This window comes from Isoptericola sp. AK164, assembly GCF_029643425.1.
Lineage (GTDB): Bacteria > Actinomycetota > Actinomycetes > Actinomycetales > Cellulomonadaceae > Isoptericola > Isoptericola haloaureus.
This window is the reverse complement of the sequence record NZ_CP119106.1, coordinates 806,202-827,505: the sequence shown is the minus strand read 5'-3', so window position 1 is coordinate 827,505 and position 21,304 is coordinate 806,202. Positions and strand designations below refer to the sequence as shown.

At 73.7% G+C, this 21,304-nt stretch carries 15 protein-coding genes; 8 read left to right on the top strand and 7 right to left on the bottom strand.

All coding sequences use genetic code 11. The annotated features are described in order from the left end of the window. The first annotated feature begins 29 nt into the window (after positions 1 to 29). The gene (locus tag PO879_RS03795; protein ID WP_278236595.1) at positions 30 to 1,802 is read left to right on the top strand and encodes an ABC transporter ATP-binding protein; all 1,773 of its coding nucleotides are present in this window, start codon (positions 30 to 32) and stop codon (positions 1,800 to 1,802) included. Continuing rightward, positions 1,799 to 3,586, top strand: a complete 1,788-nt coding sequence (locus tag PO879_RS03790; RefSeq protein WP_278236594.1) for an ABC transporter ATP-binding protein — start codon at positions 1,799 to 1,801, stop codon at positions 3,584 to 3,586. The genes PO879_RS03795 and PO879_RS03790 overlap by 4 nt, the downstream gene beginning before the upstream one ends. Before the next feature lie 36 nt (positions 3,587 to 3,622). Here PO879_RS03790 and PO879_RS03785 read toward each other — a convergent pair whose 3' ends face one another. Both PO879_RS03785 and PO879_RS03780 read right to left on the bottom strand, forming a co-directional pair. Continuing rightward, positions 3,623 to 4,525 carry a hypothetical protein gene (locus PO879_RS03785; protein WP_278236593.1) on the bottom strand — a complete coding sequence of 301 codons (903 nt, stop codon included), beginning with the start codon at positions 4,523 to 4,525 and terminating at the stop codon, positions 3,623 to 3,625. A gap of 243 nt (positions 4,526 to 4,768) precedes the next feature. After that, positions 4,769 to 5,695, bottom strand: coding sequence for an SURF1 family protein (locus PO879_RS03780; RefSeq protein WP_278236592.1), 927 nt, complete (start codon positions 5,693 to 5,695; stop codon positions 4,769 to 4,771). Positions 5,696 to 5,884: 189 nt separating this feature from the next. Between PO879_RS03780 and PO879_RS03775 the strand changes: the two genes are divergently transcribed. From PO879_RS03775 to PO879_RS03765, 3 genes are all read left to right on the top strand, one after another. Beyond that, a complete protein-coding gene (locus tag PO879_RS03775) occupies positions 5,885 to 8,359 on the top strand; it encodes a phosphoketolase family protein (RefSeq protein WP_278236591.1) in 2,475 nt (824 codons plus the stop codon). Between the two features lie 107 nt (positions 8,360 to 8,466). Continuing rightward, complete coding sequence (pta, locus tag PO879_RS03770) at positions 8,467 to 10,632, top strand: phosphate acetyltransferase (protein WP_278236590.1); 2,166 nt, start codon at positions 8,467 to 8,469, stop codon at positions 10,630 to 10,632. Then, positions 10,629 to 11,900, top strand: coding sequence for an acetate kinase (locus PO879_RS03765; protein WP_278236589.1), 1,272 nt, complete (start codon positions 10,629 to 10,631; stop codon positions 11,898 to 11,900). Before pta ends, PO879_RS03765 begins: the two co-directional genes overlap by 4 nt. A gap of 188 nt (positions 11,901 to 12,088) precedes the next feature. Here the strand turns inward: PO879_RS03765 and PO879_RS03760 are convergent, their stop codons facing one another. Beyond that, on the bottom strand, positions 12,089 to 13,471 hold the full coding sequence (locus PO879_RS03760; RefSeq protein WP_278236588.1) for a GntP family permease: 1,383 nt from the start codon (positions 13,469 to 13,471) through the stop codon (positions 12,089 to 12,091). 56 nt (positions 13,472 to 13,527) lie between these two features. After that, a complete protein-coding gene (locus PO879_RS03755) occupies positions 13,528 to 14,079 on the bottom strand; it encodes a gluconokinase (protein ID WP_278236587.1) in 552 nt (183 codons plus the stop codon). 118 nt (positions 14,080 to 14,197) lie between these two features. Here PO879_RS03755 and PO879_RS03750 point away from each other — a divergent pair, with 118 nt between their 5' ends. Both PO879_RS03750 and PO879_RS03745 read left to right on the top strand, forming a co-directional pair. Beyond that, positions 14,198 to 14,905, top strand: a complete 708-nt coding sequence (locus PO879_RS03750) for an FCD domain-containing protein (protein ID WP_278236586.1) — start codon at positions 14,198 to 14,200, stop codon at positions 14,903 to 14,905. After that, positions 14,902 to 15,888 (top strand): DUF4031 domain-containing protein, encoded by a 987-nt coding sequence (locus PO879_RS03745; RefSeq protein WP_278236585.1) that lies wholly within the window; start codon positions 14,902 to 14,904, stop codon positions 15,886 to 15,888. Before PO879_RS03750 ends, PO879_RS03745 begins: the two co-directional genes overlap by 4 nt. A 49-nt stretch (positions 15,889 to 15,937) precedes the next feature. On the opposite strand, the gene PO879_RS03740 is transcribed toward PO879_RS03745, so the two are convergent. Next, positions 15,938 to 17,560, bottom strand: coding sequence for a succinic semialdehyde dehydrogenase (locus tag PO879_RS03740; RefSeq protein ID WP_278236584.1), 1,623 nt, complete (start codon positions 17,558 to 17,560; stop codon positions 15,938 to 15,940). A 179-nt stretch (positions 17,561 to 17,739) separates the two neighbouring features. After that, complete coding sequence (locus tag PO879_RS03735) at positions 17,740 to 18,864, bottom strand: GuaB3 family IMP dehydrogenase-related protein (protein WP_278236583.1); 1,125 nt, start codon at positions 18,862 to 18,864, stop codon at positions 17,740 to 17,742. A gap of 90 nt (positions 18,865 to 18,954) precedes the next feature. On the opposite strand from PO879_RS03735, the gene PO879_RS03730 reads away from it, so the two are divergent. Beyond that, positions 18,955 to 19,677 carry an exonuclease domain-containing protein gene (locus PO879_RS03730; RefSeq protein ID WP_278236582.1) on the top strand — a complete coding sequence of 241 codons (723 nt, stop codon included), beginning with the start codon at positions 18,955 to 18,957 and terminating at the stop codon, positions 19,675 to 19,677. Between the two features lie 44 nt (positions 19,678 to 19,721). Here the strand turns inward: PO879_RS03730 and guaB are convergent, their stop codons facing one another. Next, a complete protein-coding gene (gene guaB, locus PO879_RS03725) occupies positions 19,722 to 21,239 on the bottom strand; it encodes an IMP dehydrogenase (protein ID WP_278236581.1) in 1,518 nt (505 codons plus the stop codon). Positions 21,240 to 21,304: the final 65 nt, after the last annotated feature.

Genomic DNA, 21,304 nt, shown 5'->3' with positions numbered 1-21,304 from the left:
GTCCTCGGCGACGCTTACCCTGGTCGACCGTGCGCCCCCTTCCCCTGCCCGACCCGGGCACGCCTCCGCTGTCCTCCGCGGCGCGCCTGCTCACCTGGCAGGCGTGGCGTCAGCGCGACGTGCTCGTCAAGGCCGTCACCGCGGGCACCGTCTCCCTCCTGGGCGCCGCGTCCGCGCCGCTGCTGCTCGGACGCGCGGTCGACTCCGGGCTCGCCTCCGGGTTCGGCGGCGAGCTGTTCCTGTGGTGCGGCTGGATGCTCGTCGCGGCCGTGGCGATCGTCGTCTCCGGCGTGTTCAGCCACACCTACGACGTCGAGAACTGGCTGCGGGCGTCCTTCTCCTTCACCACGCTGGTCGGCACCAAGGCCACCCGCTCCGGGCACGCCGTCACGCAGAAGCTGCCCACCGGCGAGGTCGTCGCCGCCGTCGCCAACGACGCCCTGCGGGCCGGCGACATGTTCGCCATGTCCGGGCGGTTCGTCGGCGGGGTGCTCGCCTACGCCGCCGCCGCGGGCTACCTGCTCTGGCAGAACCTGGCGCTGGGGCTCGTGGTGGCGCTCGGCATCCCCGTCGTGGCCGCCGTGCTCGGGCTGCTCGTGCGCCCGCTGCAGCGGCGCCAGCAGACCCACCGCGAGTCGGTCGGCCGGCTGACGGCCCTCGGCTCCGACACGGTCTCCGGGCTGCGGATCCTGCGCGGCATCGGTGGCGAGGAGGTCTTCTCCGGTCGCTACGCCCGCCAGTCGCAGGAGGTGCGCCGCCGTGGTGTCCAGGTCGCCGGGGTCCAGTCCGTCCTCGACGGTCTGCAGGTGCTGCTGCCCGGCCTGCTCGGCGCCCTGGTGCTCTGGCTGGGCGCCCGCGCCGTCGTGCGCGGCGAGCTGACCTCCGGCGAGCTCGTGACCTACTACGGGTACACCGCGTTCCTCGCCTGGCCCGTGCAGATGGCCACCCAGATGCTGCAGGCGTCGACGAACGCCGTGGTGTCGGCCCGCAAGATCCTCGGCGTCCTGCGCGTGGACGAGGCGACGCCGCAGGCCGCCACGCCGTCCGCCGACCCGCCGTCGGGCAGCGACCTGGTCGACCACGCCTCCGGGCTGGTGCTGGCGCCCGGGGAGGTCGTGGCGCTCGTGTGCCCCGACCCCGACGTCTCCGCCGCCGTGGCCACGCGCCTCGGACGGTTCGACGACGCCGCCGAGGCCGGCACGCCCGTCAGCCTCGGCGGGGTGCCGCTCGCCGCGCTCGACAAGGAGGCGCTGCGTCACCGCGTGGTCGTCTCCGAGGCCACGCCGCACCTGTTCTCCGGCATCCTCGGCGAGCAGCTCGACGCCCGCGGCCGCGCGGGCGAGGCGGAGCTCACCGCGGCGATCCTCGCCGCCGACGCCCGCGACGTGCTCGACTCCGTGCCCGGCGGCCTGACCGGCGAGCTGCCCGAGAAGGGCCGGTCCCTGTCCGGCGGCCAGCGGCAGCGCGTCGCGCTGGCCCGCGCGCTGCTCACCGACCCCGAGATCCTCGTGCTCGTCGAGCCCACCAGCGCCGTCGACGCCCACACCGAGGCGCGGATCGCGGAACGCGTCGCCGCGGTGCGGCGCGGCCGGACCACCCTGGTCGTGACCGCCAGCCCCCTGGTGCTCGACCACGTCGACCGGGTGCGTCTGCTCTCGCCGGCGGGCCGCGTCGTCGCGACCGGGACCCACGCCGAGCTGCTCGCCCGCCGCGACGACGACGGCGCCCGCTACCGCGCCGTCGTCGGGCGCAGCATGGCCGAGCCCGACCCCGGGACCACGCTGGAAGGAGCCGCGCGATGAGCGCCACCACGACGCCGCCGGCGGACCGACCGGCACCGTCGGAGCCGTCGAGCCGGCTGCCGATCGCCGACCGGCACGAGGTGCGGCGCACCGTCGGTCGGCTCTTCCGCAGCCACCGGGGCCGGCTGGGCGTGATCGCCGTCCTGCACGCCCTCGCCGCCGTCGCCGGTCTCACCGGACCGTTCCTCATGGGCCGCTTCATCGACGAGGTCGCCGCCGGCACCACCCTGGCGCGCGTCGACCAGATCGCGCTGGTCCTCGTGTGCGCCGTCGTCGTGCAGGCCGTCGTGACGCGGTACGCCCAGCGGCTGTCCATGGTGTTCGGCGAGCAGGTCTTCGCCGAGCTGCGCGAGGAGTTCATGGCCCGGGTGACGCGGCTCCCGCTGTCGACGGTCGAGAAGGCCGGGACCGGGGACCTGGTCGCCCGGACCACCAACGACATCAACAAGCTGCAGCACGCCGTCCGCTTCGGCGTGCCGCGCGTGCTGGTGTGCGTCGTGACGATCGGGCTGACGCTGGTGGCGTCGTTCCTCACCGACCCCCTCACGGCGCTCGGCCTGCTCGTCGGCGTCCCGCTCATCGTCGTGGCCGTGCGTTGGTACCTGCGCCGGGCGACGCCGGGTTACCTGCGCGAGTCCGCCGCCTACGCGACGGTCAACGGCACCATCACCGAGGCCGTCGAGGGGGCGCGCACCACCGACGCCCTGTGGCTCGGCTCGCGGCTGCGGCGGCGGCTGCGCCGCGACCTGTCCGAGGCGTTCGCCGCCGAGAACTACACCCTCGGGCTGCGCCTGCGCCTGATCCCCGCGCTCGACACGGCCGTGGCCGTCGCCCCGATCGCGGCGATCGTCTGGGGCGCCTGGCTGGTCTCCCAGGACCTGACGACCGTCGGCGCCGTCGCGACCATCGCGTTCTACGCCCACCAGATGGGCGGGCCGGTGTTCGACCTCGTGTTCTGGCTGGACGAGCTGCAGGTCGCCGCGGTGGCGCTGGCCCGCGTGGTCGGCGTCGGCCTGGTCGGTCCGGACCGGGTCGCCTCGGGCGAGGTGCCGACGTCGGACGAGGTGCGCGCCCACGAGGTCCGGTACGCCTACCGCGAGGGTCGCGACGTGCTGCACGGCGTCTCGGTCGACCTGCGCCCCGGGGAACGGCTGGCAGTGGTCGGCCCGTCCGGGTCGGGCAAGTCCACGCTGGCGCGGATGCTCGCGGGCATCCACCCGCCCACGGGCGGCTCGGTGACCGTCGGGGGCGTGCCGCTGGTCGACCTGCCGCTGGAGGACCTGCGCGGGCAGGTGGCGCTGGTGACCCAGGAGCACCACGTGTTCGTCGGGACGCTGGCGGAGAACCTGCGGCTGGCCGACACGGGCGCGTCCGAGGCGGCGCTGTGGGAGGCGCTGGAGGCCGTCGACGCCCGCGGGTGGGCCTCCGCGCTGCCGGCCGGGCTGTCGACCGAGGTCGGCTCCGGCGGGCACCCGCTCTCCCCGGCGCAGGCCCAGCAGGTGGCGCTGGCCCGGCTGGTGCTGCTGGACCCGCACACGCTGGTGCTGGACGAGGCCACGTCCCTGCTCGACCCGCGGGCCGCCCGGCACCTCGAGCGGTCGCTGAACGCGGTGCTCACGGGACGCACCGTCGTGGCGATCGCCCACCGGCTGCACACCGCCCACGACGCCGACCGGGTGGCCGTCGTCGACGGCGGGCGGATCACCGAGATCGGGCCGCACGAGGAGCTGGTGTCCGCCGACGGCGAGTACGCCCGCCTGTGGCGGTCCTGGCAGGCCGAGTGACCCCCCGTTCGCGGATCGAGCGTGCCGCGATCTTCCCTACCTACACCGGCTGAGGAAGAACCCGGCACGCTCGACGTCGTAGGCAACGTCGTCACCGACCGGCCGGGGGCTCCACCCGTGCCGGCGGAGGAGCACCGAGACCTCGGTCGCCACCACTCCGGTCCGGGCATCGCGCCCCGTGTACCGCCGCAGGATGGTCCGGGTGGTGACCAGCCGGTTCTGTCGCTCGCGGTCCGCGAACAGAGCGTCCACCCGGTCGTGCACGTCCCGGCCGTCGATCTCGACGATGAGCAGGCCTCCGCCGGGCAGCACCCAGGCGAGGTCGAGCCGGTACCAGCGGTCGCCGGCCCATGCCCACAGCTGGACGGCGTCGGGCGGGAAGCCTGCGTCGGCGCACGACACCCGTGCCCACGACTCGGCCGGCGACTCGGCACGGGCATCCGACTCCACCCACCAGCTCCAGCTCAACCGAGCACCACGACGACCGACGGTGGTACTGCGGGCCCACTGCAGCTCGGCGTCGGACAAGAGCCTCTGACGTCGTGCCGAGTCGATCACCGCGACGGCGTCGATGTGGTTCAGGCTCGGGACGGCGAGGCCCGGCGCCTGAGGTACCGGCATGCACGGGATGCCCTGGACCTGCACCGGTTCTGAGACCAGGATCCGGCGGACACGGACGGGGCCCGCCGACTGCCGGGGCTGTGCCCGGGCGACCGCGACCTCCCACGGGATCTCGACGGGAGTGCCGCGCACCCCTTGGAGCACGATCGCGCCGAGGCCGACGGCCATGCCCGACGGCTGCGAGAGCGGACCGACGAGAGCGCTGCGGCGACGCCGCTGGTCGAGCCTTTCCGACAGCGACGCCGGTTCGGGCACGCCCACGTCGTAGACCCCGCGGACGACCCGCTCCCACTCCGTGGACTCCAGCCGACGGCTCACATGCCGAGACGTCATCCCGCCGTCGAGGCACTGCGCCCTCGACAGCAGCCCGGCCTGCCGGTGCGCGAGCGCGCGGAGCTGCGGTGGTACGGACCGGGCATGACGAGGCATGGCGCCCAGCAGAGCAGGAGCCGGCGGTCCCGCGCCGACGTCATCCACAGGCCCTCATCGGGCGTGCTGGGTTCTTCCCTACCTGCGACGGTTGAGGAAAGACCCAGCACGCTCGATGCGCGAGGAGGCGGGTCAGGAGGAGGGCAGGCCGGCGATGCCGGTGCCGATCGGGTCGTCGTCGCGACGCCCCTCACGATCTCCCGGACGCCTGTCGCGGCGGCGTTCACGGCGCCCGCCGGCCATCTCGTCGCGCACGAGCCGCACCCACAGGGCCACGGCGAACAGCCCGAAGACCCACCACTGCAGCGCGTAGAAGAAGTTCTGCAGGTCCACGTCCGTCCCGCCGTCGAGCACCGGCCGCGGCAGCGGCGCAGGGCCGCCCGACGCGGCCGACGGCTGCGCCGGGTCGGAGGACGTCAGCACGGCGTACGCCGCGTAGATCGGTCCGTCCCAGGTGTTCGCCAGCGCCGAGGACGCGATGTCCTGCGTCAGCGGCGGACCGTCGGCGTTGGCGGGCACCTCGCCGGTGCGGGCGGTCGACTCCGAGGCCTGCAGCCACCCGGTCACGCGCACCTCGCCGGCGGGCACCTCGAGCGCCTCGGCCCCCGGGTCGGGCGAGTCGACCCAGCCGCGCACCACCGGCAGCACCGGGGGCCCGGACAGGTCGGCCCAGGACGCCCCCGCGGTGCCGTCGTCGGACACCCGCAGCGGCGTGAGCACCAGGTAGCCCTCGACCCCGTCGAGGGAACGACCGGTCACGAGCATCTGGCCGTCGGGCTCGTAGGTGCCGGAGACCCAGGCCTCGCGCCCGACGAGCTCACCGGGCAACGCCGACTGGGGAGGAAGCAGCTCCCCGAGCGAGGCCGGTCCGGCCGCCGCCTGCTCGGCGGCCTCCTGCTCGGCGGCGAGGCTCGCGCGTTCGTAGGCGCGGTCGATCTGCCAGACGCCGAGGCGGCCGCACACGGCGGCGGCGAGCAGGAGGAGCAGCAGGACGACGAGCATGCGTGGCTGGCGGGCGACCGCCCAGAACGATCGTCGGGCGGGCAGGGCGTCGGGCACGGCACCACGGTATCCGCGGCACGCGCCGCACCGAGAATCCGGTATGGTAAGACCACAGGGTCACCAACCAGACGGACGTGACGAAACGGTCACGGCCGACGCCTCGTTCTCCCCCTGCACTTCGGCCCCGGGTGCGATGGAATGAGGTCACCAGCACGAGCCCTGACATCCCCAGCGGAGGAGCGGCAGATGAGCACGACGACCACGACCACCACGACCTGGGCGGAGACCGGAGTCGCCGAACTGTCGGACACCGACGTCGAGCGCATCGACCAGTGGTGGCGAGCGGCCAACTATCTCTCGGTCGGCCAGATCTACCTGCTCGACAACCCCCTCCTGCGCGAGACGCTGACGCGTGACCACGTCAAGCCCCGCCTCCTCGGTCACTGGGGCACGACGCCGGGGCTGAACTTCCTGTACGCGCACCTGAACCGCGCGATCCGCGAGCGCGAGCAGTCCACCATCTACGTCACCGGTCCCGGCCACGGCGGTCCCGGCCTCGTGGCCGCCTCGTACCTCGAGGGCACCTACTCCGAGACGTACTCCGACATCACCCGCGACGACGAAGGCATGCGCCGGCTCTTCCGGCAGTTCTCGTTCCCCGGCGGGATCCCCAGCCACGTCGCCCCGGAGACGCCCGGGTCGATCCACGAGGGCGGCGAGCTCGGGTACGCCCTGTCGCACGCCTACGGCGCCGCCTTCGACAACCCGGACCTGCTCGTCGCCGCCGTGGTCGGCGACGGCGAGGCGGAGACCGGCCCGCTGGCCACGAGCTGGCACTCCAACAAGTTCGTCAACGCGCGCACCGACGGCGTCGTGCTGCCGATCCTGCACCTCAACGGCTACAAGATCGCCAACCCGACGGTGCTCAGCCGCATCAGCGACGACGAGCTGCGCGACCTGATGATCGGCTACGGCCACACCCCGTACTTCTTCACCGGCGGGTTCGACGGCGAGGACCACGCGGCCGTGCACCGCCGGTTCGCCCAGCTCCTCGACGAGGTGATGGACCACATCGCCCGCATCAAGGCCGACGCCGCCGCCGGCAACGACGAGCGCCCGGCCTGGCCGATGATCGTCTTCCGCACCCCGAAGGGCTGGACCTGCCCGCCGGAGATCGACGGGAAGAAGACCGAGGACTCCTGGCGCGCGCACCAGGTACCGCTCGCCAGCGCCCGCGACACCCCCGAGCACCTCGAGGTGCTGCACCAGTGGCTGGAGTCCTACGGCCCGGGCGAGCTGTTCGACGACAGCGGCCGGCTCCGCGAGGAGATCGCCGCCCAGGCCCCGACCGGCGAGCTGCGCATGAGCGCCAACGCGCACGCCAACGGCGGGCTGCTGCTCAAGGACCTGCGGATGCCCGACTTCCGGGACTTCGCCGTCGACGTCCCTGAGCCCGGCGGCGCCGTGGCGGAGTCCACGCGCGTGCTCGGCACCTGGCTCAACGACGTCGTCCGCCGCAACCCGGACAACTTCCGCATCTTCGGTCCGGACGAGACGGCGTCGAACCGGCTGCAGGCCGTGTACGAGACGACCGACAAGCAGTGGAACGCCGACTTCTACGGCCCCGACGTCGACGAGCACATGGCGCGCGCCGGACGGGTCATGGAGATGCTGTCCGAGCACCAGTGCCAGGGCTGGCTGGAGGGCTACCTGCTCACCGGGCGCCACGGGCTGTTCACCAGCTACGAGGCGTTCATCCACATCGTCGACTCGATGTTCAACCAGCACGCCAAGTGGCTCAAGGTCACCAACCACATCCCGTGGCGGCGGCCCATCGCGAGCCTGAACTACCTGCTGTCCAGCCACGTCTGGCGCCAGGACCACAACGGCTTCAGCCACCAGGACCCGGGGTTCATCGACCACGTGGTCAACAAGAAGGCCGAGATCGTGCGGGTCTACCTGCCGCCGGACGCCAACACGCTGCTGAGCACCTACGACCACTGCCTGCGCAGCCGGCAGTACGTGAACGTGGTGGTGGCCGGCAAGCAGCCCGCCCCGCAGTTCCTGTCGATGGACGACGCGATCGCGCACTGCACCCGGGGCCTGGGCATCTGGGAGTGGGCCGGCACCGAGACGCCGGGCGAGGACCCCGACGTGGTGCTCGGCTGCGCCGGCGACGTCCCCACGCTCGAGGTGCTGGCGGCCGCGGACATCCTGCGCAACGAGCTGCCGGACCTCAAGGTCCGCGTGGTCAACGTCGTGGACCTCATGCGACTCCAGGACGAGACGGAGCACCCGCACGGCATGTCCGACAAGGACTTCGACGGCCTGTTCACGCCGGACCGGCCGGTGATCTTCAACTACCACGGCTACCCGTGGCTGATCCACCGACTCACCTACCGCCGGCGCAACCACCCGAACATCCACGTGCGCGGGTACAAGGAGGAGGGCACCACCACGACGCCCTTCGACATGGCGATGCTCAACGACATCGACCGGTACCACCTGGTGCTCGACGTGATCGACCGGGTCCCCGGGCTCGGCTCGAAGGTCGCGGGCCTGCGCCAGCGCATGGTGGACCAGCGCCTGGCGGCCCGCCAGTACACCCGCTCCCACGGCGAGGACATCCCCGAGGTGCGCGACTGGGTGTGGCCGGGTGCGCGCCGCGTGGTCGGCGAGGGCGCCTCCGGCATGGAGGACACCGGCGGCGACAACGAGTGACCGACGGCGCGTGACCCGGTGCGGCGGCGGGCCTGTGCCCGCCGCCGCACCGGACCGTCGCCGGCGTGACGCACCTGACGCCCTGAATCGGTGCAGCGCGCGTCCCGATGCGGTGGAATGGGGATGACCACCGCCCCGTGCAGAGGAACAGGCAGGCAGTGAGCACTCGGAGCATCTACATCGCCTCCCCCGAGGGGGACACCGGCAAGTCCACGGTCGCGCTGGGGGTGCTCGACCTCCTGGTCCGGCAGGTCCAGCGCGTCGGCGTCTTCCGCGCCGTCTCGCGGGTGCCGGAACGCCCCTCGGCGTCCGGCAACACCCTGCGGGACCACGTGCTGGAGCTCATGCTCGCGCACGACGGCGTCGACCTCAGCTACGCCGAGACCGTCGGGGTCACCTACGACGAGGTCCACGCCGACCCGGACGCCGCCCTGTCGCGCATCGTGGACCGCTACCACCGGGTCGCCGCGCAGTGCGACGCGGTGGTGGTCCTCGGCACCGACTACACCGACGTCTCGGGCGCCACGGAGCTCGCGTTCAACGCCCGCGTGGCCGCGAACCTCGACTCCCCCGTGCTGCTGGTGGTCTCCGGCCGCGACCGCGGCATCGAGGACGTCACCACCCTGACCCGCCTGAGCCTGGCCGAGCTGCGCGCCAACCACGCCCAGCCGCTGGGCGTCGTCGTGAACCGCGCCGAGGGAGCGGTCCGCACGGCCGACGCCGCGACCCGGGCGGACTTCTCCGGCGACCACCTGCCGACCTGGGTGATCGGCGAGGAGCCGTTCCTCGGCGCCCCGACGATCGCCCAGCTCGCCGACGCCGTGGACGGCACGCTGCTGCTGGGCGACCGCGACCTCATGGCCCGCGAGGCCACCGAGGTCATCGTCGGCGCGATGACGTTCGAGCACATGCTCGGCCACCTGAGCGACGGCGCCGTGGTCATCACACCGGGTGACCGCACCGACGTCGTCCTCGGCCTGCTGGCCGTGCAGGCGGCCGACCGGTTCCCGTCCCTGGCCGGCCTCATCCTCACCGGCGGGCTGCGCCCCACCGGCCGTTCCGGTCAGCTGGCGTCCGCGCTGCAGCCGCACGTGCCGATCATCGCCACGGCGATGGACACCTACGAGGTGGCCCGCGTGGCCTCGCGCACGCGCGGCATCATGTCCACCGAGGCCCAGCGCAAGCACGACCTCGCCCGCGCGATGTTCGAGCAGAGCGTCGACGCCGACGAGCTCCTGGCGCGCCTCGAGGTCGAGCGCACCCCCGTGGTGACGCCGCTGATGTTCGAGCACGAGCTCATCGAGCGGGCGCGGGGCGACCGCCGCCGCGTCGTCCTGCCCGAGGGTGACGACGACCGCATCCTGCGGGCCGCGTCCACGGTGCTGGCGCGCGGCATCGCCGACCTGGTGATCCTGGGCGACGAGGCCGCGATCCGACGCCGGGCCACCGAGCTGGGCCTGGACATCTCCGCCGCGCAGGTCATCTCGCCGACCGACCCGGAGCACGTGGAGCAGTTCGCCGCCGAGTACGCGGAGCTGCGCGCCCACAAGGGCATGACCCTCGAGCGGGCCCGCGAGATCGTCACGGACGTCTCCTACTTCGGCACGATGATGGTCCACCTGGGCCTGGCCGACGGCATGGTGTCCGGCGCGGCCCACACCACGGCCCACACGATCCGGCCGTCGTTCGAGATCATCAAGACGCAGCCCGGGACGTCGGTCGTGTCCTCGGTGTTCCTCATGTGCCTGCCCGACCGCGTGCTCGCCTACGGCGACTGCGCCGTCAACCCGGACCCGACGGCCGAGCAGCTCGCCGACATCGCTGCCTCCTCCGCCGCCACCGCGGCGCAGTTCGGCGTCGACCCGCGGGTGGCCATGCTGTCGTACTCGACGGGGACGTCGGGTTCCGGCGCGGACGTGGACAAGGTCCGCACCGCCACCGAGCTGGTGCACGAGCGCCACCCGGAGATGTCGGTGGAGGGCCCGATCCAGTACGACGCCGCGGTGGACGCCTCGGTGGCGGCCTCCAAGCTGCCCGACTCCGCGGTGGCCGGCAAGGCCAGCGTGTTCATCTTCCCGGACCTGAACACCGGCAACAACACCTACAAGGCGGTGCAGCGCTCCGCCGGGGCCGTGGCGATCGGCCCGGTCCTGCAGGGGCTGAACAAGCCGGTCAACGACCTCTCGCGCGGGGCGCTCGTGGCCGACATCGTCAACACGGTCGCGATCACCGCGATCCAGGCCCAGTCGACCTCGAACGGAGAGTCCGCATGAGCATCCTGCCCGCCTCGGAACGACCGAACCCCTACAGCGCGTACGGGGCGCACGGTTCGGTGCTGGTGCTCAACTCGGGCTCGTCGTCGCTGAAGTACCAGCTGGTCAACCCGGTGGGCGGCGAGGCGATCGCGGCCGGCACCGTCGAGCGCATCGGCGAGCCGAGCGGGATCGTGACGCACACCTTCGCGGGGAACAGGACGCGCCGCGAGCTGGAGGTCGCCGACCACGGCGCGGCGCTCCGGCTCGCCCTGGGGATGTTCGACGAGATCGGCCCGGCGCTGCACGGGGCCGGGATCTACGCCGTCGGGCACCGGGTGGTGCACGGCGGGGCGGAGTTCTCCGGCCCGGTGGTCGTCGACGACGACGTCATCGACCGGATCGAGTCGCTGGTGCCGCTCGCCCCGCTGCACAACCCGGCGAACGTCCAGGGCATCCGCGTCGCGCGCGAGCTGCTCGGCGACGTGCCGCACGTGGCGGTGTTCGACACGGCGTTCTTCCAGGCTCTGCCCGCGGAGGCGTACACGTACGCCATCGACCGCGAGGTCGCGCGCGAGCACGACGTGCGCCGCTACGGGTTCCACGGCACCAGCCACCAGTACGTGGCGGGCAAGGTCGCCCGCGTGCTGGGCCGGCGGGTCGAGGACCTCAACACCATCGTGCTGCACCTCGGCAACGGCGCGTCGGCCTCGGCGGTGCGCGGCGGCGTGCCGATCGACACGTCCATGGGTCTGACGCCGCTCGAGGGGCTCGTCATGGGCACCCGCTCGGGGGACATCGACCCCGCGGTGGTCTTCCACCTGGCCCGCAACGCGGGGATGGACATCGACGAGCTCGACACGCTGCTGAACAAGCGGTCCGGCGTGCTCGGCCTGTCCGGCGTCAACGACTTCCGCGAGCTGCACCGGCTCGTCGAGGAGGGCGACGAGGACGCCGCGCTGGCCCTCGACGTGTACGTCCACCGGCTGCGCAAGTACGTCGGCGCCTACACGGCGCTGCTGGGCCGGGTCGACGTCATCGCCTTCACCGCCGGCGTGGGCGAGAACGACGCGGTGGTGCGTGCCGCCGTCTGCGCCGACCTGGAGGCGCTGGGGATCGCCGTCGACGACGACCGCAACGCCGCCCGGGGCGAGGAGCGCATCATCTCCCCCGACTGGACGAAGACGCTGGTCATGGTCATCCCGACGATGGAGGAGCTGGCGATCGCCCGGCAGAGCGTCGAGGCCGTGGACCGGCTGCACCCGTCGGCGGCGGTCGCCACCGGCTGACGGCCGGTCCGACGGGCCCGCCAGGGCCCGCGACTCCGCGGAGCGTGGGTGCCCGTCCGGGGCACCCACGCTCCGCCGTGTCGTGGCTCAGGATCCGGCTCAGGCCATGCCCCGGGTCGCCCGACCCTGCGCCTCCGCTCCACGCCGCGCCTCGTCCCTCGGCCCCCACGCTCCGCTCCGCCTCCGGGTCAGGCGACGGCGAACACGATCCCGGCGATCGCGAAGCCCATCACGCCGATCCCGGTCTCCATGACGGTCCACGTGCGCAGCGTGGTGCGGACGTCCATGTCGAAGAACCGGCCCACCAGCCAGAAGCCGGAGTCGTTGACGTGGCTGAGCACGACGGACCCGGCCGCGACGGCGACGACGACGGCGGCGAGCTCGACCGCGCCGTAGCCCCCGGCCGCGACGGCGGGCGCGATCAGGCCGGCGGCCGTGGTCAGCGCCACGGTCGCCGAGCCCTGCGCCACGCGCAGCACGGCGGCGATGAGGAAGCCGGCCACGATGACCGGCAGCCCGAGGTCGCCGAGGACGTCCGCGAGGGCGTCCCCGATGCCGCTGGCCCGCAGCACGCCGCCGAACATCCCGCCGGCGCCGGTGATGAGGATGACCGAGGCGACCGGGCCGAGGGCGGAGTCGAGGGTCTTCTCCAGGGCGGTGCCGCCCACCCCCCGTCGGCGGCCGAGCGCCCAGGCGGCGACGAGGACCGTGATCAGCAGCGCGACCGGCGTCGACCCGACCAGGCGGGCGACCGCGACACCGGTCGAGTCCGCGTCCACCCAGCCGACGGACGCCGCGGTCTCCAGGCCGGTGTTGGCGAAGATCAGCACCAGGGGCAGCAGCAGGACCGTGACGACGGTGGCGAACCGCGGCGGGTTCGCGATCTGGGCCTCGTCGGCACGGCCCAGGATCTGGGGCACGGGCAGCTCGATGCGTCGGCCCGTGAAGTGTCCGAACAGGTAGGCGGTGAGGTACCAGGTGGGGATCGCCGCGAGCAGACCGACCAACAGGACGATCCCGACGTTCGCCCCGAGGAACTCCGCGGCGGCGACGGGTCCGGGGTGAGGCGGCACGTAGATGTGCATGACGGAGAACGCACCGGCGACGGGCAGCCCGTAGAGCAGCAGCGACCCGCCGAGCCGGCGGGCGACGGCGAACACGATGGGCAGCATGACCACGAGGCCCGCGTCGAAGAAGATCGGGAAGCCGAACATCAGGGACGCGACGCCGAGGGCGAGCGGTGCGCGCCGCTCGCCGAACCGGGCGATGAGCACGTCGGTCAGGACGGTGGCGCCGCCGCTGGTCTCGACGAGACGCCCCAGCATGGCGCCGAGTCCGACCAGCAGCGCGACGGCGGCGAGCGTCGAGCCGAACCCGTCGAGCAGCACGTCAATCACGCCGCCGGCCGGCAGTCCGGCGGCCACGGCGGTGAGCAGGCTGACCAGGACGAGCGCGACGAACGCGTGCAGCCTGACCTTGATGATGAGCACGAGCAGCAGGGCGACGGCGCCCGCGGCGATGCCGAGCAGCGGCCCGGCGGTGAGGGTCTGGGTCCAGTCGTCGGTGGTCATGGTGTCCTCGTCGACATCGGGGGTGGGAAAGGGAGGGTGGTGCGGTGGTGGACGCGTCAGCCGCGGTCGAGCAGGTCGGCGACGGCGTCGACGATCGTGTCGGGCGTCTCGGTGATGCTGAGCGTCAGGCCGTGCTCGTCGTCGGCCAGGGACTCGAGCGCGGCGAGCTGGGACGGCAGGAGCGATCGCGGCATGAAGTGCCCCGTCCGGCCCTCCATCCGTTCGGCGAGCAGCTCGGGCGGCCCGTCCAGGTGCACGAACAACACCTGGCCGTGCGCGGCACGCAGCACGTCGCGGTAGGCCCGCTTGAGGGCCGAGCAGGTGACGACACCCGGCCGGCCCGCGTCCGCCTCGGCGCTGAGCCAGTCACGGATCGTGGCCAGCCACGGGGCCCGGTCGGCGTCGGTCAACGGGGTGCCGGCGCTCATCTTGGCGATGTTCGCTGCGGGGTGGAACTGGTCGGCCTCGGCGTAGGTGACGCCGAGGCGTGCGGCGAGGAGCGTGGCGACGGTGGTCTTGCCGGAGCCGGCGACGCCCATGACGACGACGTGCGGGACGGCGGTGGGGTCGGGCGGGCGGTGCGCCGGGGTGGTGACGTCGGTGTCCATCGGATCGACTTCCGTGTCGGGGTGGATGCGTCCCACGAGCATGCCTCATAGGTATCACCTTTGACAACCCATTGGTGTCACCAATTGCCGGTGGCGCGGACGTCGGTAGGCTCGCCCCATGCCGTCCGCCGCCCTGCACAGCCCCGTGCTCGACGCCGTCGGCCGGTCCATCACCAGCGGGGACGTCCCGGCCGGCGCGGTCCTGACGCTCGAGTCGATCGGCGTCGAGCACGACGTCTCGCGCACCGTCGCCCGCGAGGTGATGCGGCTGCTCGAGGGCCTCGGCCTCGTCCGGTCCCGCCGCCGGGTCGGGCTCGTCGTGCTGCCCATGGAGGACTGGAACGTCCTGGACCCGCGGGTGATCCGCTGGCGGCTGGCCGGCCCCGGGCGCGACGCCCAGCTCCGCACGCTCACCGAGCTGCGCCACGCCGTCGAGCCGCTCGCGGCCGCCGGTGCGGCACGCCACGCCTCCGACGCCGAGCGCGCCGAGCTCGTCGACCTCGCGGCCCGCATGCGGGTGCTCGGGGTCCGGGGCGACCTCGAGGACTTCCTCGCGCTCGACATCCGGATGCACGAGCTGCTGCTGCGTACCAGCGGCAACGAGATGTTCGGCGCCCTGGCAGGCGTCGTCGCCGAGGTCCTGTCGGGTCGCACCCACCTGGGCCTCATGCCGGCCTCCCCCGCCCCGGAGGCGCTCGACCAGCACGAGGCGGTGGCCCGCGCGGTCGCCGCCGGGGACGCCCCGGCAGCCGAGGCGGCCATGGCCGCGATCGTGGGCGAGGTGCGTCGGTCGCTGGAGGCCACCCCGGACGAGGCCTCGTCGTGACGGTGCTCGTCGACCCGCCGACGTGGCCGGCGCACGGCCGTCGCTGGTCGCACCTCGTCTCGGACCGCTCCCTGCACGAGCTGCGGACGTTCGCCCGCGCGGCCGGCATCCCCGACCGCGCCCTCGACGTCGACCACTACGACGTGCCCGACGAGCGGTTCGAGGACCTGGTGGCGGCCGGGGCCGTGCCCGTCACCGGTCGCGAGCTCACCCGGCGGCTGGCCGCGTCCGGTCTGCGGGTGCCCGGCCGGGAACGGGCCCGGGCAAAGCCCGCCGCGCTGCGCGCCCGGTGGGCGCGGCTGTGGACGGCCGACGGCGGGACCCTCCCGGCGGGCGCCGTCGAGGTCGGCGAGGAGCTGATCGACCGCTGGGGCGAACCGCACCGGGTCTACCACGCGCGTCTGCACCTGGCCGACACCCTCGACGCCCTCGAGGAGCTGGCCCCCGAGGTCCCGGAGGTGGGCGGCCCGGCAGCACGACGCGCGGCGCTCGCCCTGTGGTTCCACGACGCGGTGCACGACGGCGCGACCCCGGCCGACGAGGAGCTCTCCGCCGCGCTGGCCCGCACGCTGCTGCCGCGGTGCCACGCCGCTGCGGCGGACCTCCCCGGACCCGCGGCCACGGACTCCCCCGGACGCGGGCTCGCGGACCCGGAGCAGGTGGAGGAGGTGGCCCGGCTGGTCCTGGTGACCGCCGACCACGACCCGGACCCCGCCGACCTGATCGGGGCCCTGGTCAGCGACGCGGACCTGGCGGTGCTCGGCGGTTCCCCGGCGCGGTACGCCCGCTACACGGCCCAGGTGCGGGCCGAGTACGGCCACGTCGACGACGCCGACTTCCGCGCCGGCCGCGCCGCCGTGCTCGAGCAGCTCCTGGCCCTGCACGCCGGACCGGGGCTGTTCCGGACGGAGCCGGGACGACGCCGCTGGGCCGATCGGGCCGGGGCGAACCTGCGCGACGAGCTCGCCACGCTGTCCGCGTGAGGCCCCGGACCGGCCGAGCCTCCCGGCCGGCCGGGCCCTGGACGGCGCCTCAGGGCAGCCGCAGCCGCCGCATCACCCGCAGCGCACCGGTGAGCACCCGGCTCGGCACGTCCCCGCCGAGCGCGTACAGCGAGTCCACCGAGAGCCCGACGTGGTGACCGCGCTGGGCGACGACGCTCTGCGCCTCGGTGACCGCCTCGACGGCCTCCCGGCCGTGCCGGCGCCCCAGCCCCGACGCCTTCATGCCGCCCATCGGCGCGGCGGCGGACCCCCAGGCCTGCAGGTACCCGTCGTTGACCACGACCGTGCCGGACTCCACCTTGGCGGCCAGCCGCCGGGCACGCGGGACGTCACGGGACCAGATCGAGGCGTTGAGGCCGAAGTGCGTGTCGTTCATGACCCGCAGCGCCTCGTCGTCCCCGCCCACGCGCGTGACCGCCACGACCGGGCCGAACGTCTCCTCGTGGTGGCAGACCGCGTCCTCGGGGACGTCGTCGAGCACGGTCGGGGCGTAGAAGTACGGCCCGACGTCGCTGCGGTGCACGCCGCCGACCAGCGCCCGGGCCCCCTTGGCCAGGGCGTCGTCGACGTGCGCGGAGACCCGTTCGAGCTGGACCGCGGAGACCAGCGAGCCGACGTCGGCCGAGTAGTCCAGCCCGGCGCCGAGCGTGAGCTCGCGCACCGCCGGGACGAACCGCGCGAGGAACTCGTCGGCGATCCGCTCGTGCAGGACGAGTCGCTCGATCGACATGCACAGCTGGCCGGCGTTCGTGAAGCACGCCCGCAGCACCCCGGGCACCGCGCGGTCCAGGTCGGCGTCGGCCGCGACGTACAGCGGGTTCTTGCCGCCGAGCTCGAGGGTGGCGCCGACGAGCCGCTCCCCCGCCCGGGCGGCGACCTTCCGCCCGGTGGCGGTGGAGCCCGTGAACGCGACGTGGTCGACGTGGTCGATCAGTGCGGCCCCCACGTCCCCGGCCCCGGCGACGACGGCGAACAGGTCGTCCGGCAGCCCTGCCTCGGCGAGCAGCTCGGACGCCCACAGCGCCGACAGCGTGGTCTGGGGGTCCGGTTTGACGACGACGGCGTTCCCGGCCAGCAGGGCGGGGATCGCCTCGGCCAGGGCGAGGGTCAGCGGGAAGTTCCACGGGGCGATGACGCCGACGACGCCGACCGGCCGGCGGTGCACCCGCACCCCGGTCAGCACCGACAGGGCGCCCGGCTCGCGCCGGTCGGCGAGGTAGCGCCGGGCCCGCGTGACGTAGTGGCGGCAGGTCTGCGCGACGTCGGCGACCTCCTCGAACGCGTTGCGCCGGGACTTGCCCGACTCCATCTGGATCAGGTCGAGGATCTCGGACTGCCGCTCCAGCACGAGGGCGCCGAGCCGGTCGAGCACGCGGGCGCGGTCGCGGACGGGCTGCGCGGCCCAGTCGTGCTGCGCCGCGCGGGCACGGCGGGTGGCCTCGACGACGTCCCCCGGCCCGGACAGCGGGATCGCCGCCAGCGGGGCGCCGGTGAAGGGGAGCGTGCTGCGGTGCGTCCCGCCGTCGTGCGAGGTCACGACCCGCCGGACCAGCGGGGCCACGATCTCGGGTTCGAGGACGTAGGTGGAGGCGGGCAGCTCCGGGTCGATGAGTTCCACCGGAGCGCCGTCGCTCTCGTGCGCGGTTGCCATGAGCGACAGCCTACGTGCGGGGGGTGACGAGCCGGTAAAGGCCAGGTCGGCAGCGCGTGACGTTCGCCGTCAGCCCGTCCCGTCGAGCGTGCGGCCGTCGGTGCGGAGCACCAGGAGTCGGCCCTCGTGCGCGCGACGCGGAACCCGTGCGGCCGGCGACCGGGTCGCCGTCGGCTCGCTCACCGCGGCTGGTACGGCGAGACCACGACCTCCACGCGCTGGAACTCCTTGAGGTCCGAGTAGCCCGTGGTGGCCATCGCGCGGCGCAGCGCGCCGACGAGGTTCGTCGTGCCGTCGGCGCGGCGCCCCGGGCCGAAGAGGATCTCCTCCAGCGTGCCGGCGGTGCCGACCTCCACGCGCTCGCCGCGCGGGAGCTGGGAGTGGTGGGCCTCAGGACCCCAGTGCCAGCCCTGGCCGGGCGCCTCGGAGGCGCGGGCGAGGGCCGCGCCGAGCATGACGGCGTCGGCGCCGCAGGCGATCGCCCGGACGATGTCGCCGGAGTGCCCCACACCGCCGTCGGCGATGACGTGCACGTAGCGACCGCCGGACTCGTCCAGGTAGTCGCGCCGGGCCGCGGCGACGTCGGAGACCGCCGTGGCCATCGGGGCGTGGATCCCGAGCCCGACGCGGGTGGTGTGCGCGGCACCGCCGCCGAACCCGACCAGCACGCCGGCCGCCCCGGTGCGCATCAGGTGCAGCGCGGCGGTGTAGGAGGCCGCCCCGCCGACGACCACGGGGACGTCCAGCTCGTAGATGAACCGCTTGAGGTTGAGCGGTTCGGCGTTGCTCGAGACGTGCTCGGCCGAGACCGTCGTGCCGCGGATGACGAACAGGTCGACCCCGGCGTCCAGGACGGTCTGGTAGTGCTCCTGGATGCGCTGCGGCGACAGCGCGCCGGCCACGGTGACGCCCGCGGCGCGGATCTCCTTGAGCCGCTGGGTGATGAGCTCGGACCGGATCGGCTCGGCGTAGATCTCCTGCATGCGGCGCGTCGCCTCGTCGGCGGGCAGCGCGCGGATCTCCGCGAGCAGCGGCTCCGGGGACTCGTAGCGGGTCCACAGGCCCTCGAGGTCGAGCACCCCCAGGCCGCCGTGGTTGCCCAGGGCGACCGCGGTGGCGGGGCTCATGACGGAGTCCATCGGCGCCGCCATGATCGGCAGGTCGAAGTGGTAGGCGTCGATCTGCCACCCGGTGGAGACGTCCTTCGGGTCGCGCGTCCGGCGGGAGGGGACCACCGCCACGTCGTCGAAGGAGAAGGCGCGACGCCCGCGCTTGCCACGTCCGATCTCGATCTCGTTGCTCACGCGGGCCAGCCTACCGGCCGTCGCGGGTCGCGGTCCCTGTCGGAGGCTCGTGGCATCGTCACCGACGAGAGGCCACGAGAGGGGATCGAGATGGACGACACCGGTTGGACGGGCGGACCGCTGCTCGGTTTCGACACCGAGACGACCGGCGTCGACGTGCACGACGACCGCATCGTGACCGCGGCGGTCGTGGTGCGCACGGCGACGTCGACGGAGGTGCGCACCTGGCTGATCGACCCGGGGGTGGAGATCCCCGCCGAGGCGGCGGCGATCCACGGCGTGACGACGGAGCACGCGCGGGCGCACGGCGTGGCCCCGGCCGGCGCTCTCGACGAGATCGCCGCGGTCCTCACCGCGCACCTGCGCGACGGCGTCCCGGTGGTGGCCTACAACGCCTCGTTCGACCTGACGCTGCTGGACGCCGAGCTGGCGCGCCACGGGCTGCCGACGGTGCCCGAGCGCCTCGGACGGCCGGTCTCCCCCGTGCTGGACCCGCTCGTCATCGACCGCTGGCAGGACCGCTACCGCCGCGGCAAGCGCCGCCTGGGCGACCTGTGCGAGCTGTACGGCGTGGTGGGCGACGGCGAGCTGCACAGCGCCGACGTCGACGTGCTGGCCACGCTTGACGTGCTGGACGCTCAGGTGCTGCGGTTCCCCGCGCTGCGCTCGGTGGCGCTCGACGCCCTGCACTCGGCCCAGCGCGACGCGCACCGTGCCTGGGCGGAGAGCTTCAACGCCTGGCGGGACCGCCAGGGGCTCCCCGGCCCGGGCGCGTCGACCACCTGGCCGACCACGCCGCGCGCCGCCGGCTGACCGGCGGCGCGGGCGCGGAGCGCGGGACGCGCCCGGGACGCGGGTCAGCCGACCGTGTAGTTCGGTGCCTCGACGGTCATCTTGATGTCGTGCGGGTGGGACTCCGCCAGCGAGGCCGACGTGATGCGCACGAACTGGCCCTTCTCCTGCAGCTCGGGCACGGTCCGCGCACCGACGTAGAACATCGTCTGATGCAGGCCGCCGACGAGCTGGTGCGCCACGGTGCCGAGGGTGCCCTTGTACGGCACCTGCCCCTCGACGCCCTCGGGCACGATCATGTCGTCGCTGGTGACCTCGGCCTGGAAGTAGCGGTCCTTGGAGTAGGACTTCTTGCCGCGCGAGGACATCGCCCCCATCGAGCCCATGCCGCGGTAGGCCTTGAACTGCTTGCCGTTGATGAGGATGGTGTCGCCCGGCGACTCCTCGGTGCCGGCGAGCATGGAGCCGAGCATGACGGCCTCGGCGCCGGCGACGATGGCCTTGCCGATCTCGCCCGAGTGCCGCATGCCGCCGTCGGCGATGACGGGCACGCCGGCCGGGCGGGCCGCGCGGGAGGCCTCGTAGATCGCGGTGATCTGCGGGACGCCCACGCCGGTGACGACGCGCGTGGTGCAGATCGACCCCGGGCCGACACCGACCTTGATGCCGTCCGCACCGGCGTCGACGAAGGCCTGGGCGCCCTCCTTGGTGGCCACGTTGCCGCCGATGACCTGCACGTGCCGGGTCGCCGGGTCGGACTTCAGCGTGCGCACCATCTCGATGAGCATGCGCACGTTGCCGTGGGCTGTGTCCGCGACGAGCACGTCCACCCCGGCGTCGACCAGCGTGGTGGCCCGCTGCCAGGCGTCACCGAAGTAGCCGATGGCGGCACCCACCATCAGGCGCCCCTGGGAGTCCTTGGAGGCCTGGGGGAACTGCTCGGACTTGACGAAGTCCTTGACGGTGATCAGGCCCGCGAGCCGGCCCTCGTCGTCGACGAGCGGGAGCCGCTCGAGCTTGTGCTTGCGCAGCAGGGCCGTGGCGTCCTCGCGCGAGATGCCGGAGTGGCCGGTGATCAGCGGCTGCGGCGTCATGACCTCGGACACCGTGGTGGTGGCCCACTCCGCCACCGGGGTGAACCGCAGGTCGCGGTTGGTGACGATCCCGACGAGCTTGCCGGCCGCGTCGAGCACCGGGAACCCGGAGACGCGGTACTCGCCGGCACGCTGGTCGAGCTGCTCGAGGGTGGCGTCCGGGCCGATGGTGACCGGGTTGGAGATGATGCCGGTCTGGGTCCGCTTCACCAGGTCGACCTGGTAGGCCTGGTCCTCGATGGACAGATTGCGGTGCAGCACGCCGAGGCCGCCCTGGCGGGCCATCGCGATCGCCATGCGCGACTCGGTCACGGTGTCCATCGCGGCGGAGACGAGCGGGGTCCGCAGCGAGATCTCCCGCGTCAGCCGCGAGGTGGTGTCGATGTCCGACGGCGCCAGGTCCGAGTAGCCGGGGAGCAGCAGGACGTCGTCGTAGGTCAGGCCGAGGAAGCCGAACGGATCGTGGGCGGGCGAGGTCGTCTCCGTCATGTCACGAGTCTACGGCGCGCGCACGAGGCCCCGTCAGCGTCGTCCGTCACACCCTTCCGGTCCCG